We start from the raw sequence: 16,988 nt of genomic DNA, 5'->3' as shown, positions 1-16,988 counted from the left end.
AAACCCATGGCAAGGTGGTTGAGCAGTGCAGTGTTGATGGTGGCCGCAGGTTTTACCCTGGCGGCAGAGAAACCCATCGTGTTTGCGGTCGCAGCCGAACCTTACCCGCCGTTCACCGTAAAAGGCGGCAATGGCCAATGGTCTGGTTTTGAAGTGGACCTGATCCACAAGCTTTGCCAAGGCATGAAAGCCGAGTGCCAGATCCAGGAGGTGGCGTGGGATGGCATCATTCCTTCGCTGTTGGCGAAGAAAATCGACGTGATCTTCTCCTCGATGTCAGTCACCGAGGAGCGCGAAAAACAAATCGCCTTCAGCCGCGCCTACTACGATTCCCTGCTGGGCGTCGCCGGGCCCAAAGGCAGCGAAGTGGAGATCTCCCCGGCGGGCCTCAAGGGCAAGTTGATCGGTGTGCAGATCTCCACCGTCAGTGCCAACTACCTGAAGAAGTACTACGAAAATATCGCCGACCTGAAGTACTACGACACCCAGGAATCGGCGAATGCCGACCTGATTGCCGGGCGCATCGACTACATGATGGCCGACGACACGGCCATCGCGATGATGGTCAAGACCCCGGAAGCCAGTGGCCTGGCACATATCGCCAGCGTGCCGTACGACCCGATTATCGGGCGGGGTGTCGGCGCCGGGCTACGCAAGGAAGACACCGCGTTGAAAGCGCGCTTGGACAAGGCCATCGGCGAGCTGTTGGTCAGCCAGGACTATGACGACCTGTCCCAGCATTACTTTGGCCTGTCGGTGAGCCCGTGCAAGCGCGGCGATACCCCGGCGTTTGTCAGCAAGACCTGCGACAGCCCGTACCCATCCGTTGCCCAGAAGTCTGAATAATGTTCGACCTTCTCAGTTTCAGCGAACACGGGTGGGGCCAGGCGTTGCTCAAGGGGTTATGGATGACCCTGCAGATCTCCGCGGGAGCCTTTGCCGTGGGCGTGTTGATCGGCCTGCTGGTGGCCTGCGCCAAGCTCAGCGCACCCCGTCCGATTGCCCTGCTGATGCGCGGTTACACCACGGTGTTTCGCGCGGTGCCGGAACTGCTGCTGATCCTGCTGTTGTATTACGCGGGGTCCATGGGCCTGAATGCGCTGATGCTGTGGCTGGGCGGCGCGCAGGTCAATATCAGCGGGCCGTTGGTGGCGATCCTGGTGCTGGGGCTGGTGCAGGGCGCCTATGCCTCGGAGATTTTCCGCGCCGCGATCCTGGCGATTCCCCACGGCCAGATCGAAGCGGCGCGGGCCTTTGGCTTGAGCGGCCTGGGCCTGTTTCGCCGGGTGACGTTACCGATCATGGCCCCGTATGCCTTGGCGGGCATGTCCAACCTCTGGATCAACCTGATCAAGGACAGCGCCTTGATCAGCGTGGTCGGTACCAATGAGTTGCTGTACACCGCCAAGCAGGCGGCGGGCTCGACCCGGCAATACCTGCTGTTCTACCTCACGGCCGCCGCCTTGTATTACCTGGTGACGCTGGCTTCCAACCACCTGTCGGGGCGCCTGGAGCGACGTATTCGTCGCTGGATGCCGAGTGTCGAGTGAGGGCCACATGCCTGAGTGGATAAGTTATTACGCGGGGCTGATCGCCAAGGGCTTGCAGACCAGTTTGTCATTGTTGCTGATCAGCGCGGTGCTGGGGTTTGCCCTGGCGGTGCTGGTGGCGTTGGCGCGGTTGTCGCGGCGCAAGTGGCTGGCGCGCAGTGCATTGGCCTACACCAGTGTGTTGCGCGGTACGCCGCTGCTGATCCAGATCTACATCTTCTACTATGGGCTGGGCAGCCTGTTCGCCCAGTTTCCGGTGATCCGGGGCAGTGTCCTCTGGCCGTTTTTGCGCGACGGCTACTGGTACATCGTGTTCGCCCTGGTGCTCTCGGTGGGCGCCTATGTGGGGGAAGTGATTCGCGGCGGCTTGCTGGCCGTGCCCAAGGGGGAGATGGAAGCGGCCTCGGCGTTTGGCATGACCCCGCGCCAGGCGCTGTGGCGCGTGCGTCTGCCCAGGGCGATGCGCCTGCTGTTGCCGACGTTGGCGGGGGAAACGGTGATGTTGCTCAAGTCCACCGCGCTGGCCTCGACCATTGCCGTGGTCGACCTGCTGGGCGCGGCCAACGTGGTGCGCGCGCAGACCTTGCAGATCTACCAGCCGTTGCTGCTGGTGGCCGGGGTCTACCTGTGCCTGACCTTTTTGATTGAAGCGCTGTACGCCATCGCCGAGCGACGCGGTACGCCGCTGCGCAGGGCTGCCGGATGAGCCAGGACCGCTCGCTGCAAGGGATTGCCCTGTGCGCCCTGGCCTACGCGTTCCTGGGGTTGCAGGATGCGGCGATCAAATGGCTGGTGGCCGATTATTCGGTATTCACTATCCTGTTCTGGCGCAGCCTGGTGGTGGTCGCCGCGTGTGTGATCGCCGGGCGCATGGGGCTGTTGCGCCGCGCCTGGTGCTCGCTCAGCCGTAGGCTGTTGATCGTTCGTGGGCTGTTGTCGCTGCTTGCCTGGTTGCTGTACTACACCGCCGCCAGGGACCTGACCCTGGCGGAAATGACCACCCTGTATTTCTCCGCGCCGATCATGGTGACCTTGCTCGCGGCGCTGATCCTCAAGGAGCGCGCCAGCCGGGGCCAGTGGGTTTCGTTGATCATCGGCTTTATCGGCGTGGTCATTGCCTGCCGCCCGAGCCACCGGGTCGACCCGCTGCCGATCGCCCTGACCCTGGCGGCGGCCCTATGCTGGGCGTTCACCTATATCCAACTGCGCCAGGTCGACCTGACCACCTCGGTGCTGGAGCAGATGCTGATCACCAATGTCGTGTTCGTGATCTGTATGGCCGTGACGTTGCCCTGGACCCATACGCCGTCACCGACGCCGGCCTGGCTGGGGATGTGGGCGGCGGGGTGTGTGGGTGGTATCGGCCAGTTCCTGCTGTTTGCCAGTTTTCGTCGCGCTACCGCGACCTTGCTCGCGCCGTTCGAGTACACCGGGCTGGTTTGGGCGTTCCTGCTGTCGAGCCTGATCTGGGGCGCGTCGATGGACGTCTCGCTGATCATCGGCGCGGTACTGATCGCCGTCAGCGGCACCCTGGCCATGCTCAGCGCACGGCGCCCGGTGTCACAGGGCGTGGTTGGCGCCGAATGCGCCGTGACGCAACCCTTGTACCCAGCAGCGGCAGATGTGCAGCCCGTTGGCGGGGCTGAAGGTGCCGGGGTTGAGGCAGCCCTCGAGCCAGAGTCCGTCAAGCATCGCCGATAGACCAATAGCGGCCAGGTGGGTGTCGTGAATCTGCAGGTTTTCGCTGCGCGCCAGATCATCCAGCAATCGCTGGATCAAGCCCAGGTAGGCGCGGTAGCTGTTTTCGTGGGACTGGTTTACGTGGGGTGAATGACGGATCAGGCTCCAGAACACCACCCACACCCCGAGCAGATCGGGGTCCATGACCCGTGGCGAAAACGATGCGCTGAGAAAGGCGTCCAGGCGTGCGGCGGCGCCTTCGACCGCTTCGACTTGCGCCCACAGGGCCGTGGTCAGCTCGTTGGCCAGCTTGTGGTAGGTCTCGGCGATCAGTGCATCGATGCTGCCGAAATGATGATTGAGCAAGCCCACGGAAACCCCGGCCTGCGCCGCGATACGCCGCACCGAAATCCCGGCATGGCCGTCGCGGGCGAGGCAGGTGAGGGTGGCGGCAACCAGCAGGTCGCGGCGTTCATCGGGGTCGGCACGGCGCAGTTTGGGAGGGACGACGGTCATGGAAAGGCCTTTGATCAAACACCGGAGTGTCAAGGTTAGTTGAACGGCCGTTCAATCTCTACCGGTTAAGTGATAAGAGGTCCTGCTAAAACTGGCTGTTGTGGTGAGCAGGCTTGTTCTGGCCAGCAGGCTTGTTCTGGCGAGCGGGCTTGCCCTAATACCGTTCAGTTAAGGCTTTTTTGTAGGAGCGAGCTTGCTCGCGAAGAACTCACAGGCGCCGCGTTGATTCAGGAAACACGCGTGATCGTTGACGTTTTTCGCGAGCAAGCTCGCTCCTACAGAAGGCGATGTACGCTTAACTGAACGGCATTAGGGCAAGCCCGCTCGCCACAGGTAAGCCCACTGGCCACAGGCAAGCCCACTGGCCACAAAAATACGGTCGTTTATTCGTGTTGGATAAGAGGAGGGCAAGGCATGGCAATCGATCTTTCGTGGCAGGTGCCCGGCGACGCTGGCAACCTGCTGTCTATCAACGCCTGGCGCTTCGAAGGCGACGGCAGCGGACCCAGGGTCCACTTGCAAGCCGGCGTTCACGCCGATGAAATCGCCGGGATGCTGGTGCTGCACCACCTGCTGCCGCGCTTGCAACGCTGTCAGCAGCAAGGCCGCCTGAAGGGCTGCGTGACGCTGGTACCGCAGGCCAACCCGTTCGGCATCGGCCAGTTTCGCCAGGGCAAATTATTGGGGCGTTTTCACGAAGCCAGTGGGCAGAATTTCAACCGCGCATTTGACCACTCCCTGGCCATGGAGCGCCCGGCGAGCAACCTGGCGCAATGGCAAAAGAGCCTGGTGCAACTGGCCGCCGATGCCGACCTGGTGCTGGACCTGCACACCGATGACGAAGCACTGCCCTACCTCTACATCCACCGCAGCTTCTGGCCCGAGCAAGGCCTGGCACTGGCGGCCGCGTTGCAGGTGGACGTGGTGATCGTCTGGGAGGACGGCGGTGATGGTTCCTTTGAAGAAACCCTCATCAACCACGCCGCGCCGCAGTTGGCCGCGACCGTCGAGTTGCGTGGGCAAGCGGATGTCAGCGATGCCCTGGCACAACAGGATGCCGACGGGCTGTGGGCCTGGCTGTGCATCAATGGCGTAGTCGACGAGGTGGCGGCGATCAGCGAATGGCAGGGCGACGCAGTGGACATGGGCTGCATGGAAACCGTCCTCGCCCCTCGCGCCGGTGTGCTGGTGTTCGAAAAAAGCCTGGGTGATCAGGTCGAGGAGGGGGAGCGTTTTGCCAGGATCATCGGGCGCCCTGGTGACCCGGATACGGAGGTAACGCTGCATGCCGCACAAACCGGGCGCCTGGTCACCCGGCATCGCGAACGCCTGGTGGCCCAGGGGGCGGTGGTGGCCAAATTCACCGGCACACGCTTATCCGACAGCTACAGCGGCGGCGTGCTGGACCCTTAGACAACGAATGCCCTCCAACGAGCGTATTGGCAGACGGGGCGGCAAACCGCCCCGTCTGCGGGCCATGCGGTTCAAAGTTCGATGCTGCTGATCACCTGGGTACTGTCATTCGGATCGATCACGCTATGGAATCCCAAGTCACGGGTCAGGTCGCGCAGCCGGGAGTTGGTGGCCCCGTCGATCGTGTACATGCGTTTGAACCCGTTGGCGCGCGCCGCCTTTATCAGGTGCTGCATCAGGATGTACCCCAGGCCCAGTTGTTGCCAGTCATCGGCCACGGTGACCGCGCATTCGCATTCGTGCTCCTTGGCTTCGGCGTAGCGAGCCACGCCGATTTCGATCAGCTTGCCGTTGTCGTGCACCAGGGCGATAAAGGCCATACGGTGCTGATTATCGACATTCATCAACTGATCCATGAGGCGCTTGCCGGGCTCGTTGATTTCACCCAGGAAGCGCGCGTGCCGCGACTCGGGGGACAGGTTCTTGATGAAATCGTATTCGCGCTCTCGATCGGCGGCGGTCAACGGACGTATCAGCACGTGGCGGCCGTCTTTGAGCTCGTCGATCCAGTGTTCGTGGGGGGCAGCCTCCTTATAGGCGGCATCGGCTTGCCTGTTGTGTTCTGCGAGGGTGGGCATGGCATGACCTCCGAAGGTTGGACGGGATTGAAACAGCGTCTTTTCCATTGGTTTGTACGCCTTTACCGACCGTTAAAGCTGACCTGGATCAGATCAGCATCACTCCGGCCCATGCCGATGACAGCCGGCAATAAACATCTTGAGTTGCGGCATATCGAGAATGTCGACATTGCGAGCGCTGATATGCACCAGGCCCAGTTTGCGCAGTTGCGCGATACTGCGGCATACCGTCTCCAGGCGCAGGCCCAAGTAAGAGCCGATTTCTTCGCGTCTCATCCGTAATACAAAAGAGCGGGATGAATAACCGCGCGTACTCATGCGCGCCGATAGATTCAATACAAACGCGGCCAGTCGTTCATCGGCATTCATATTGCCCATTTGTAATAACATACTGTGATCACGCACTATTTCGCGGCTCATGATCTTGTTCAAGTTATGTTGCAGCGATGGAATCTGGCTGGCCAGCCGTTCAAGTTGGTGGAAGTGAATCGGACACACTTCGCTGTCTTCCAGGGCCACGGCATGGCAGGCATGCTGCTCGGCGCTGATGGCATCCAGGCCGAGCATTTCCCCGGCCATCTGGAAGCCGGTGACTTGTTCGCGACCGTCCAGGGAGACAATGCAGGTCTTGAAAAAGCCGGTTCGCACGGCATAGAGCGAGCGCAGCGGGTCTGCGGTGCGATACAGCGAGGCGCCTTTTTTAACTTTGACCCGTTGGGGAATAAGTGTATCCAGGCGGCTCACTTCGCTATCGTTCAGACCGATGGGTAAACACAACTCTAGGACGCTGCAATTGGCGCAAGCTGTCCTTAAATTTTGCGTTTGTAAAAGTATTGGTGTCGACTTCATTTTAAAAAAGCCTCTTGCACACTTGCCGGTTGTCTAGATAACACTAAACAACACGTGATGAAAAAAGCTAGGTGCGGACTTATATATTTAGACGGCTGGAGGGTTCCGAATGCCTGGCGTCAGGCTGAGGTATCCAAATGAATTGTTTTGACGCGAAGTACCCCCGCGACGAATAGTGCCGCGGGGGCGAGCAAAGTGCGTGTGATCAATCAACGATTTCGGGCTTCACCATCCAGACGCTGCACGGCATCTTGTACAACAGCGATTCGGCTGTACTACCCAGTAAGCGCGACAGCCCGTGATGGCCGACCCGCCCCATGACAATCACATCGACATTGTAGGCATCGGCGTAGCTGGACAGCACTTTCGCCGGGTTACCCAGAATCATATGGCGCTGTGCTGGCGGGATCCCGTTGCGCGCGGCCAGGTCATTGAAGGCCTGCCCCTGTTCGTCGAACAAGCGCTTGGCGGCGACCGACGAGAAGAAGCCGGCGCCGCTGCCAAACCCGTACTCCTGGGCGCCCAGGTCGGACAGGTCATGGGCGTACACCACTTCCACCTCGGCATCGCAGGCGGTGGCCAACTTGACCGCTTCATGCAGGATGCGGTCGTTAAGGTCGTCATAGTGCTTATTGCGATGGAACGGGTCCACGGCGGCCACGATCTTGCGCGGCAAGGCATGTTGCGCACCGCTGACAAAATGCAGTGGCACCGGGCATTCGCGAATCAGGTGCACATCCAGTGGCGTGAACATCAGCCGCGACAGCAGCGACTCATGCTCCAGCGCCTTGATTACCACGGCCATCGGCTCTTCCCGCAGGCGCACCAATATCTCCTGCAGCGGGCGTTCCACCCAGGCCACCTCGGTGGTGACCGTCAGCCCGAGATTGCGTAACGGCCGGGCCTGGTCCTCCAGCCATTGATGATGACGCTCGACGTAGCCCAGGCGCATCTGTTCCAGCGCCTGTTCATTGACCAGGCCCGCGGTGGCCAGGCCTTCCAGGTAATCGAAGGCCAGGATATGCAGCGCGGCGCCTTCGGCCTTGGCCAAGGCCGCAGCCCTGTCAAAGGCCGGACTGCGCTCCATCAATGGTGAAACCAGCAACAAGTAACGGGCTTGAGTGGACATGGGCAATCTCCCTTGGGTAAGCGGCGGATAGCAGCGGGCAATGGTGCCTGCCTGACATCATCGCGCCGGGCGCCGGTGGCGGTTTGACTTGCATCAAGTCGCCTTGAGCGGAGGGCAGGTCAACGATGCGCGGTCAGGGGGCCATGATCAATCGGGAGATTGTTGATCATGATCAACTTGCGCAGCGCATTCGCGGTGCAGTCTGGTCGCCAATCAGCCTTTTCCCGGCCCAGGAGGTCACAGCATGGCAACCATGAGAGCAGCTGTCTTCGTTGAAAAAAACCGTATCGTCCTGGACGACAAACCCATTCCCGAAGTCGGTCCGTTGGACGCCTTGGTGCGCATTACCACCACCACCATCTGCGGCACCGACGTGCATATCCTGCGCGGCGAGTACCCGGTCGCCAAAGGCCTGACCGTGGGCCATGAACCGGTGGGCGTGATTGAGCGACTGGGTTCCCAGGTTCGCGGGTTTGTCGAAGGCCAGCGGGTGATCGCCGGCGCCATCACCCCCAGCGGGCAAAGCTACGCCTGCCTGTGCGGGTGTGGCTCCCAGGACGGCCCCGATACACGGCATGGCTTTCGCGCGGCGGGGGGCTGGAAATTCGGCAATACCCTCGACGGCTGCCAGGCCGAATACGTGCTGGTCCCCGATGCGCTGGCCAACCTGTGCCCGATCCCTGACGGTTTAAGTGACGAACAGGTGCTGATGTGCCCGGACATCATGTCCACCGGGTTTTCCGGGGCCGAGCGCGGCGAGGTGAGCATTGGCGACACGGTGGTGGTATTCGCCCTGGGGCCGATCGGCTTGTGCGCGGTGGCGGGGGCACGCCTTAAAGGCGCATCCATGATTATCGGGGTCGACGGGGTCAGTGAACGCATGAACGTCGCCCGCAGCCTCGGCGCTACCCATATCGTCGATTTCAAGAAAGGCAATGTGGTCGAGCAAATCATGGCGCTCACGGACGGCCGTGGGGTCGACGTGGCGATCGAAGCCCTGGGCACCCAGGGCACGTTCGAGTCGGCCTTGCGCGTGCTGCGCCCCGGTGGGCGCCTGTCCAGCCTGGGGGTGTATTCCAGTGACCTGCACATTCCCTATGACGCCTTCAGTGCGGGGCTGGGGGATTACAGCATCGTGTCGACCCTGTGCCCCGGCGGCAAGGAGCGCATGCGCCGCTTGATGGCCGTGGTTGCCAGCGGCGGGGTGGACCTGTCGCCCCTGGTGACCCACCGCTTCAAGCTCGACGATATCGAGGCGGCCTATGAGCTGTTTGCCCATCAACGCGATGGCGTCATGAAGGTCGCGATTACTCCCTGAAGGCGCCTGGGGGCGCCAGCCGAGGCCAAGGATGCTGATCACCATCACACAACAACAGGCGCCGCTGCGCTGGACAGTACATATGGACGCCTGGTTCGTGCATTTCACCAGCCTGGCCGCAGCCGAAGACTTCGTGCACCGCCTGCGGGCACGGCTGGACGCACCTCATCCCTGGCCAAGCGTCGCCGCGCCAAGCGGCACCACAGGTTCTGCACCGGCTTTGATTCGCACCGGCGGGTATGGATGACGCACACCCTCGACCTGGCCGGTGCCGCTGCGGCGCTGGGTATCGGCATGCTGATCGGGCTTGAGCGCGAACGTCGCAAGGGGCAGGGCGAACTGCGCGCTTTTGCGGGTTTGCGCACTTATTCCATCACCGCGTTATTAGGCTATGTGACACAGCAAGTCGGTGGCGGCCTGTTGTTGGGGCTGATCGCCGGCTGCCTGGCGGTGATCGCCAGCACGGCGTACTGGAAGAGCCAGGATAAAGACCCAGGCATCACCAGCGAAGTCACCTTGCTCATGGTGCTGGTATTGGGCGCAGGGTGTGGGGACGCCCCCGAACGGGCTATCGCCATCGGCGTCGTCGTCGCCGGTTTGCTGGCCTACCGCGACAAACTGCATAACTTTGCCCGCATCCAATTGACCGACATCGAAATGCGTGACGGGCTGTTGCTGCTGATCGTGGCGCTGGTGGTGTTGCCGCTGGCGCCGGATCGCTTTATCGGCCCCTATGGTGCGCTTAACCCGCGCACTATCTGTACCTTGACGGTGTTGTTGATGGCGGTAGGGGCGGTGGGCCATGTGGCGGTGCGCGCGCTTGGGCCGCGGTATGGCTACGTCGTGGGCGCCATTGCTTCGGGGTTCGCTTCCAGCACGGTGACCGTGGCCGCCATGGGCCAGATCGTCGGCAAGGAGCCGCAGCACCTGCGCACCCTCGCGGCAGCGGCGATTTTTTCGAATATTGCCACCGTGACCCAAATGGCGCTGATCCTCGGCGCCGTGGAGCCGAGGCTGCTTTCGCAGATGGCCTGGCCGCTGCTCGCCGGGTTTGCCACCACCGCGTTGTATGGGGCAGCCCTGATGCTGCGCGCGCCGACGACAGCGGCCAGCCAAATCATCAAGGTCGGCGGCGCATTCGACCTCAAGCTGGCGCTGATCATGGTCTTGACTCTGACCGGCATTACCTTCCTGTCGTCAGTGATGCTCCATCACTTCGGCCAGGTGGGGGTGATGTTGACCGCGACCTTGAGTGGTTTCGCCGACGCTCACGCGTCCATCGCCTCGATTGCCGCCCTGGCCACCAGCGGCCAGTTGTCCCTGGAGGCTGCGTCCATTCCGATATTGCTGGTGGTCAGTTGCAACGCGCTGAGCAAGTGCCTGGTGGCCTGGGTCAGCGGCGGCCGCACATTCGCCGCCTACGTGATCGCCGGGCAAGTGCTGCTGACCGGCGCAATGTGGCTGGGCACACTGCTCAGGTAACGTGCGCGCGCACCGGGATCTCCAGGGTCGCTCGCAGGCCACCGGTTTCCCGGTTTTCGAGGCGCACCCGCCCCCCCAGGCGCTGGGCGATGGTTTGTACGATCGTCAGGCCCAGGCCCGCCCCCTTGGCATTGCCGCGGCTGTAAAACCGCTCGAAGAGCCGGTCGCGCTGGGCCTCATCGATGCCGGGGCCCTGGTCGTCGATGGTCAGGGCGAAATACTCGGCGTTTTTGCACAAACCCACGGTGATCACCCCATGTTTCGGGGAGAAATTCGCCGCGTTGGTCACCAGGTTGGTCAAGGCAATATCGATCGCGCCGGCGTCGGTCGTCACCTGGTACGGCGCATCGTCGACCTCGAACACCAGTTCCAAGTCCTTGCTCAGCAACCAGGGGGTCAACTGGATCAGGGTTTCACGCACCGTTGTCGCCAGGTCGATCGCCTGTACCGCTGGCTGCCCGGCGGCCGGTTCCAGGCGTGCCATGGTCAGCAACTGGTTGACCAGGCGGCTGGTGCGGTCGACACCGGCGATCAGGAAGGCCAGGGACTCGCGCCGCTCGGTTTCGGTGCCGGCTTCCAGCAGGTTTTGCGCATGCACCCGCAATACCGCCAGGGGCGTGCGCATTTCGTGGGCGGCGTCGGCAATAAAGCGTCGCTCGCGACCCAGCATGTCCTGGATTTGCGCGAGCATACGGTTCAACGCCGCCTGCATCGGTTCCAGCTCCATGGGCAAGGGCGTCAGTTGCATCGGTTCCAGGGAACCGGAATGCCGTGCACGCAAGGTGGCCGCCATGTCGGCCAAGGGCTTGAGCCCCCAGCCAATCGCCAGCCAGACCATGGCGGCAAGGATCAGGCTGCCCAGCACATTCGGCCACAAGGTATGCCGCACGATGCGCTGGACCAGGTCGGAGCGCACATCGTCGCGCTCGCCCACCCAAATGCGCAGGCCATTGTCCTTGTCCTTGAGCACGAAGCCGCGCCATTGCCGGCCATTGAGGTCGTCGATATTGCTGTAGCCCGGTTGTTCCGGGGGCGTGGCGAATGACGGTGAACTGGCGGTAAACACCAGCAGTTCGCCCTGGGGGTTCCACACCTGGAAGGCAATCTTGCTTTCGTAAGGGTGCCCATCCACCTTGGGCATGGCTTCGCCCAAGGCTTTGTTGAAGGCGCGATACAGCTCCGTCTGGTCTTTGCTCGCCAGCGGCATGCTCATGACGCCCTGGAGCAGGCGTGCGTTCTGCGCCAGTTGTGCATCGTAGACTTCGGCGATTTCGTGATTGCTGTCGTGCAGGTTCAGCACACTGATCACCAGCAATCCGGCGAGCATCAGGCCGATGATCAGGGTCAGGGTGCGCCGCCGAATCGAGGTCATCCGCGCTCCTCCACCAGGTAGCCGACGCCGCGAACGGTGCGGATCAGTTCGCTGGAGAACTTCTTGCGCAGGTGATGGATGTGCACCTCCAGGGTGTTGCTTTCGGCTTCTTCGTTCCAGCCGTAGAGCAGTTGCATCAGCTGGTCACGGGTCATCACGCGGCCTGGCGGCGACAGCAGTTCGTGCAGCAGTTGATATTCCTTGGGCGTGAGCAGCACCGGTTCGCCGTGGTAGCTGACTTGCTGTGTGCTCGGGTCCAGGCAAATGCCCGCGTGTTCGATCATCACCCGCGCACGTCCGGCGCTGCGCCGTAGCAGGGCACGCAGGCGCGCCTTGAGTTCGGCCAGGTCGAAGGGCTTGACCAGGTAATCGTCGGCGCCGGCATCCAACCCGGCGATGCGGTCTTCGGTGGCGTCCCGCGCCGTGAGGATCAGCACCGGCAGGTTCGAGCCGCTGTCGCGCAGGCGTCGCAGCACCTCCAAGCCATCCATGCGCGGCAGGCCGAGATCGAGCACCACCACGTCAAAGGTTTCGCTGAGCAAGGCATGCAAGGCACTGCTGCCGTCTTGCAGCCAATCGACGGTGTAGCCCTCACGCACCAGCGCCTGGTGAATACCTTCACCCAATGCCACGTCATCCTCGATCAGTAATAGGCGCACGCAGACTCCTGTCAGTTGAGTTTTTTGTTGATGTCGGCCAGCACGCTTTCGATCTCTTTGCGCCGCCCGGCATCGGCGGTTTCCCGACCCGGCCGGGGGGCGGCCAGCAGGGCTTTTTGCAGGGCATCACGGGCTTCGCCATAGCGTTTTTGCCGGTACAGGTGGTCACCCCAGAAGTACAGACTATCAATGCCCGCCGGGTTCAGTTGCAAGGCCTGTTTGAGCAACTGTTCGGCCTTGTCGGCATCGCCGAAGCCAATGGGCCAACCGGGGACGCGATCATACAGGGCCGCCAGGCTGGTATAGGCCGAGCCTTGCAGGGCCTTGGGGTCCAGGGCCAGCGCTTTTTCCAGGTCGACCTTGGCCGCCTTGACCTTGCTCAACGCGCCCAGCCCGCCCTGGGCACCGGCCCAACTGCTGGTGACAATCCCCGACCAGATCCACGCCTCGGCAGCCTGGGGGCGGGCCTGGGTGAAGGCCGTTGCCTGGGTGGCCAATTGTTCGAACGCCTGGGTTCGCTGCTCTTCAGGCAGGTTGTATTGGATCTGGGCCCAGCGCGTCTGGATGTCGTTCAGGCGTTGCTGGTCAGCGGCCTCCAGCGCCCAGGTCAAGGGGCTCAGGGCGGTGAGCAGCAGCGCAACGAAAAATCGCTTCATGGTTTCAGGTCCTCATTCTCGGGTTTGTCGCTCAAGCGGCGTACCAACGGCAGTTGTTTGCGCAAGCCTCGGTCGACCAGGTTGGGCAGCAGGCTGTTAAGGCGCACAAAGAAACGCTCCGGCCAGCCCAGGTACAGATCGCGACGCTCGTTGGCAATCGCCTGGATCACGGCTGAAGCCACGGTGTTCGGGTCGTCGACGTTGGACTTGAGCGCATCGTTCAAGGCTTGCGCGGCGGGGCTGTTCATCTTGGTATGGGTGGCGCGCGGGGCGACGTACAGCACCCCGACGCGGGTATCGGCCAGTTCCCGGCGCAGCGCTTCAGAAAAGCCGCGCAAGGCGAACTTGGTGGCGCAGTAGGTGGCATAGCCGGGGTAGCCGATGGAGCCGTAGGTAGAGCCCACGTTCACCACCATGGCGCTTGGCGCCTGCTTGAGCATGGGTAACAGCAGCTTGGTCAGGCAGATGGGCGCCGTGATGTTCAGCGCCAGCATCCCGTTGATTTCGTTGTCGTCCAGTTGCTCCAGCATCGCGAAGTGATTGATACCGGCGGCGTTGATCAGCAGGTTCACGCCGCCGATGGCTTCGGCGGCGGCCAGCACTTTGCGCCGGTCGGCGAGAAAGGTCAGGTCGGCGCTTACCCAGCACAATTGCTGCGGATAGCGTTCAAGCAAACCTTCCAACGGCCCACGATGACGGGCCACGGCCAGCACCCGCGCGCCACTGGCGCAGAGGGCGGACACAATCGCCAGGCCAATCCCGCCGCTGGCGCCGGTCAGCACCACGCGGGCGTCAGACAGGCGCATGGGAAGCCTCCCCAAGGCGCGGCAGGCTGCGGAACATATCGGTGTAGAGCGCGTACACCACCTTGGATGCGCGGATCACGGCAGCCTGGTCTTCAGGATCATCCAGGCTGTTCATCAAGCGGCGGTAGGTTTCCATGTGGCCGATGTCCAGGGAACCGTGGGAACTCAGGTAGCTGAACGCGGTGGCCGGCAGTTGCAAGCGATCGCGGATGCTATCGGCGGCATGGGTGGCCAGGGCGATACTGGTGCCTTCCAGCACATTGACCATGCCGAACAGGCCAACCGGGTTGTCACGGGCGATCAGGTCATAGAGGTAGCTGACCATCAATTCGATGGGCAACCCAGGGCGCCCATCGCGTACCGCCGCCTTGTCGCCGCCACAGGCGGCGATGTCATCCAGCACCCATTGTTCATGGCCATATTCATCTTCGATGTAGTCGCAAACGGCCTTGCGCAGCCATTCCAGGCGCGAGGGCAAGCGCGCGCCGCAAGCCATCATCAACGGCACGGTATGCCGTACGTGGTAGTAGGCCTGGGCCAGGAATGCGCGATAGCTTTCCAGGCTGACCTTGCCTTCCATGGCATCGCGGATGATCGGCAGGTTGAACAGTGCGTTGCGTTCCTGTTGGGTGGCTTCTTGCAGCGAGTCGAAAAAATTCACGATGAGGTTTCCTCGTTGAGTGCAGGGGCAAGCTGGGTTTGATAACGGGCGACGATGGCGTCGCGCCGTGGCCGGCCATTGGCGGTGAGCAAGCCATTGGCGGCGGTGAAGGGTTCTGCCAGGCGCGTCCAGCGATGCACCTGGGCGTAGTCCGGCAGGCTGCTATTGGCCTCGGCCACGGCGGCGGCCAGTTGGGCGTCGCTGCAGTCGGCGCGATGGGGCCACAGCAGGGCATGGTTCTGCGGCAGTGCTTCGCCGTACACGAACGCCTGGGCGATGACCCCGCCCTGGGTCAGCTCGGCCTCGACCCAGTCCGGGTTGACGTTGCGCCCGTAACTGGTGACGAACTGATGTTTCTTGCGGCCCTTGAGGTAGAGAAAACCGTCTTCGTCGAAGGCGCCCAGGTCGCCGCTGGGCCACCATTGTTCGGGCTGGCCGGGCTGGCCCAGGTAGCCGAGCAGGGTCGATCCCTTGATCAGCACTTCACCGTCTTCGGCCAGGCGGATTTCCACGTGGGGCAGGGGCCGGCCGACACTCCCCGGCCGGTTGGCCTCAGGGCGGTTCAGGCACACCACCGAAGCGCATTCCGAGAGCCCGTAGCCTTCGTACACCGGCATGCCCAAGTGGTGCGCCCGTTGCAACAAGGCCTTGGACACACGCGCACCGCCGACCGCGGCGAAGCGCAGCCCCAGGGGGCTGAATGCCTTTTGCTCGGCGGCGATGACCAACATCAACAGTAACTGCGGCACCAGGATCAGGCTGTGGGGCTGGCGTGCCGCCAGGCAACCGAGCAATTGCGCTGCGTCCACCGCGCTGGCGCCCTGGATACCCAGGCTCTTCTGGCTGGGCAGGCTCAAGGTGGCGCCGGCATACAGCGCGGCGTAGCAACCGAGGTTCTCCAGCAAAATCGCAATGGGCAACAAGGCCAGGTGATGGCGTGGGTCGGTGACGTGGCTGGCCTGGTACAACTCACGGGCCACCCGCAACAGGCTGTCGGCGCTCAGGCACACGCCCTTGGGCGCCCCGGTGGTGCCGGAGGTGAAGGTCAGCTTGGCGGTAGCCGATGGCATCGAAGGGCGGCCTTCAAACGTACGGCACCAGAATTCGCCGGATTGACGGTAGCCACTGGCGAGCAGTTCAGCCTCCAGGTGGGGCTCGGCGAGCACCCGCTCAGCGTGACTTTGTTGCAGGCAGTGGGCGCGCTGTGCCGGGCTGAAGAACGGCGGCAGGGTCAGGCAGGTCAGCCCCTCGAACAGCACCGCCAGGTCCCACAGCATGGCCTCGACGCCATTGTCCAAGGCCAGGGCGACCACTTTCACGCCTTCGTCGCGCAGGCGTTCGCGGCGGTACTCGACTTCGGCGAACAGTGAGGTGTAATCCATCTTCAAGGTGTCGCCCCACAAGGCGATAGCACCGTCATTGCGCTCGGCGTAACCGCGAAGCACGGCGTGGAAGCGGCGGGTTTCAGGCGACATGGCTGGCGTCCTCAATCGTGGTAGGCAACCCCAGGCGTGAGAACAGGCCCATGTTGCGCAAATGGATAAAGCCGGCGCGGATATTGCCGACATGCACCCAAGGTTGGCTTTCGTAGTAACTGCCCCAGTGATGGCGGTCATCGCCCAGGCGCTGCGGGTCGGCGGCGCACAGGGTGACCGGCTTCAAGCCGAGGCGGTGGAAGCTGTTGACCAGGCCGATATTGCCGGTGAACGCCACCCACTCCAGGCCACCCATGGCCAGCAGCCAGGTGATGGCGATGATGCTCAGGCGGGCGCTGCCGGTATCGCTGGCGGCCAGGTTGCCGACTTCGGCAATGGCCCCGCGCTCCACCGGTTGGTCGGCGGCGGCACTGATCAGTGGCTCGATCGGATGGTCCAGGTAACGTTCCAGGAACAACGGTTCTGCGTTCGCCAGGCGCACCCCGGCGACGGCACACAGTTCACCGTTGGCCTGGCTCACGCCAAACAACTGCGGCATGAAGTGGCGGATATCGGCGCCGTGGGCAATGCGAAAACGCTGTTGGATAAACGCCTCGAATTCCGCGCGCTGAGGGTCTTGGGGCAGGGCACGGGCGAGGCATAGCGGCGTACTGTCGGCCTGGCCAAACAGCAGCGGCAAGCGATCGCTCCAATCGATGTCGGGCATTGGCGATACGTCTCCCAAGTGAAGTTGGGTGGAGTATCGGAGGCATTTCTTAACGAAGTCTGAAGGTGGTGAAAATGATCGATCGGCCGATCTTCAGACTGCCTTAAGACTTCGCAG

18 protein-coding genes and 1 pseudogene are annotated in these 16,988 nt (G+C 62.6%); 8 read left to right on the top strand and 11 right to left on the bottom strand.

What is annotated here, in order from left to right; all coding sequences use genetic code 11:
• Positions 1-6: 6 nt before the first annotated feature.
• From AB7933_RS17940 to AB7933_RS17925, 4 genes are read left to right on the top strand one after another with little or no spacing between them, the layout of a single operon-like run.
• Complete coding sequence (locus AB7933_RS17940; protein WP_081329285.1) at positions 7-846, top strand: transporter substrate-binding domain-containing protein; 840 nt, start codon at positions 7-9, stop codon at positions 844-846.
• Complete coding sequence (locus AB7933_RS17935; protein WP_024075564.1) at positions 846-1,550, top strand: ABC transporter permease; 705 nt, start codon at positions 846-848, stop codon at positions 1,548-1,550. The genes AB7933_RS17940 and AB7933_RS17935 overlap by 1 nt, the downstream gene beginning before the upstream one ends.
• Before the next feature lie 7 nt (positions 1,551-1,557).
• A complete protein-coding gene (locus AB7933_RS17930) occupies positions 1,558-2,256 on the top strand; it encodes an ABC transporter permease (protein ID WP_024075563.1) in 699 nt (232 codons plus the stop codon).
• Positions 2,253-3,251 carry a DMT family transporter gene (locus tag AB7933_RS17925; RefSeq protein WP_024075562.1) on the top strand — a complete coding sequence of 333 codons (999 nt, stop codon included), beginning with the start codon at positions 2,253-2,255 and terminating at the stop codon, positions 3,249-3,251. The genes AB7933_RS17930 and AB7933_RS17925 overlap by 4 nt, the downstream gene beginning before the upstream one ends.
• On the opposite strand, the pseudogene AB7933_RS17920 reads toward AB7933_RS17925, so the two are convergent.
• A pseudogene (locus AB7933_RS17920) lies at positions 3,207-3,746 on the bottom strand (TetR/AcrR family transcriptional regulator); the annotation flags it as partial. The gene AB7933_RS17925 and the pseudogene AB7933_RS17920 sit on opposite strands and share 45 nt — an antisense overlap.
• 414 nt (positions 3,747-4,160) lie before the next feature.
• On the opposite strand from AB7933_RS17920, the gene AB7933_RS17915 reads away from it, so the two are divergent.
• Positions 4,161-5,159 carry a succinylglutamate desuccinylase/aspartoacylase domain-containing protein gene (locus AB7933_RS17915; RefSeq protein WP_024075560.1) on the top strand — a complete coding sequence of 333 codons (999 nt, stop codon included), beginning with the start codon at positions 4,161-4,163 and terminating at the stop codon, positions 5,157-5,159.
• 71 nt (positions 5,160-5,230) lie between these two features.
• Here the strand turns inward: AB7933_RS17915 and AB7933_RS17910 are convergent, their stop codons facing one another.
• The 3 genes from AB7933_RS17910 to AB7933_RS17900 form a co-directional block, all read right to left on the bottom strand.
• Positions 5,231-5,797 carry a GNAT family N-acetyltransferase gene (locus AB7933_RS17910; RefSeq protein WP_041161222.1) on the bottom strand — a complete coding sequence of 189 codons (567 nt, stop codon included), beginning with the start codon at positions 5,795-5,797 and terminating at the stop codon, positions 5,231-5,233.
• Between the two features lie 99 nt (positions 5,798-5,896).
• Positions 5,897-6,646: a fumarate/nitrate reduction transcriptional regulator Fnr gene (gene fnr, locus AB7933_RS17905; protein ID WP_024075558.1), complete on the bottom strand. Its 750-nt coding sequence runs from the start codon at positions 6,644-6,646 to the stop codon at positions 5,897-5,899.
• A 205-nt stretch (positions 6,647-6,851) separates the two neighbouring features.
• On the bottom strand, positions 6,852-7,775 hold the full coding sequence (locus tag AB7933_RS17900; protein ID WP_024075557.1) for a universal stress protein: 924 nt from the start codon (positions 7,773-7,775) through the stop codon (positions 6,852-6,854).
• A gap of 244 nt (positions 7,776-8,019) precedes the next feature.
• Here AB7933_RS17900 and AB7933_RS17895 point away from each other — a divergent pair, with 244 nt between their 5' ends.
• The 3 genes from AB7933_RS17895 to AB7933_RS17885 are packed head-to-tail and all read left to right on the top strand — an operon-like array spanning position 8,020 to position 10,575.
• Positions 8,020-9,093 (top strand): NAD(P)-dependent alcohol dehydrogenase, encoded by a 1,074-nt coding sequence (locus tag AB7933_RS17895; protein WP_024075556.1) that lies wholly within the window; start codon positions 8,020-8,022, stop codon positions 9,091-9,093.
• A gap of 31 nt (positions 9,094-9,124) precedes the next feature.
• Positions 9,125-9,340 (top strand): hypothetical protein, encoded by a 216-nt coding sequence (locus AB7933_RS17890; RefSeq protein ID WP_024075555.1) that lies wholly within the window; start codon positions 9,125-9,127, stop codon positions 9,338-9,340.
• The gene (locus tag AB7933_RS17885; RefSeq protein WP_024075554.1) at positions 9,337-10,575 is read left to right on the top strand and encodes an MgtC/SapB family protein; all 1,239 of its coding nucleotides are present in this window, start codon (positions 9,337-9,339) and stop codon (positions 10,573-10,575) included. Before AB7933_RS17890 ends, AB7933_RS17885 begins: the two co-directional genes overlap by 4 nt.
• Here AB7933_RS17885 and AB7933_RS17880 read toward each other — a convergent pair.
• The 7 genes from AB7933_RS17880 to AB7933_RS17850 are packed head-to-tail and all read right to left on the bottom strand — an operon-like array spanning position 10,568 to position 16,871.
• Positions 10,568-11,947, bottom strand: a complete 1,380-nt coding sequence (locus tag AB7933_RS17880) for an ATP-binding protein (RefSeq protein ID WP_024075553.1) — start codon at positions 11,945-11,947, stop codon at positions 10,568-10,570. The genes AB7933_RS17885 and AB7933_RS17880 overlap by 8 nt on opposite strands.
• Positions 11,944-12,606: a response regulator gene (locus AB7933_RS17875; protein WP_024075552.1), complete on the bottom strand. Its 663-nt coding sequence runs from the start codon at positions 12,604-12,606 to the stop codon at positions 11,944-11,946. The genes AB7933_RS17880 and AB7933_RS17875 overlap by 4 nt, the downstream gene beginning before the upstream one ends.
• A gap of 11 nt (positions 12,607-12,617) precedes the next feature.
• Positions 12,618-13,262: a tetratricopeptide repeat protein gene (locus AB7933_RS17870; RefSeq protein ID WP_024075551.1), complete on the bottom strand. Its 645-nt coding sequence runs from the start codon at positions 13,260-13,262 to the stop codon at positions 12,618-12,620.
• Positions 13,259-14,068, bottom strand: coding sequence for an SDR family oxidoreductase (locus AB7933_RS17865; protein WP_024075550.1), 810 nt, complete (start codon positions 14,066-14,068; stop codon positions 13,259-13,261). Before AB7933_RS17865 ends, AB7933_RS17870 begins: the two co-directional genes overlap by 4 nt.
• Positions 14,055-14,729, bottom strand: coding sequence for a TenA family transcriptional regulator (locus AB7933_RS17860; RefSeq protein ID WP_024075549.1), 675 nt, complete (start codon positions 14,727-14,729; stop codon positions 14,055-14,057). The genes AB7933_RS17865 and AB7933_RS17860 overlap by 14 nt, the downstream gene beginning before the upstream one ends.
• Positions 14,726-16,204, bottom strand: a complete 1,479-nt coding sequence (locus tag AB7933_RS17855) for an AMP-binding protein (protein ID WP_024075548.1) — start codon at positions 16,202-16,204, stop codon at positions 14,726-14,728. The genes AB7933_RS17860 and AB7933_RS17855 overlap by 4 nt, the downstream gene beginning before the upstream one ends.
• Complete coding sequence (locus AB7933_RS17850) at positions 16,194-16,871, bottom strand: thermostable hemolysin (RefSeq protein WP_024075547.1); 678 nt, start codon at positions 16,869-16,871, stop codon at positions 16,194-16,196. The genes AB7933_RS17855 and AB7933_RS17850 overlap by 11 nt, the downstream gene beginning before the upstream one ends.
• Positions 16,872-16,988 lie beyond the last annotated feature (117 nt).

It is taken from the genome of Pseudomonas gorinensis, assembly GCF_042015035.1.
Taxonomy (GTDB): domain Bacteria; phylum Pseudomonadota; class Gammaproteobacteria; order Pseudomonadales; family Pseudomonadaceae; genus Aquipseudomonas; species Aquipseudomonas gorinensis.
Note: the sequence above shows the minus strand (reverse complement) of the source record. Positions and strands in the feature narration are given on the sequence as shown.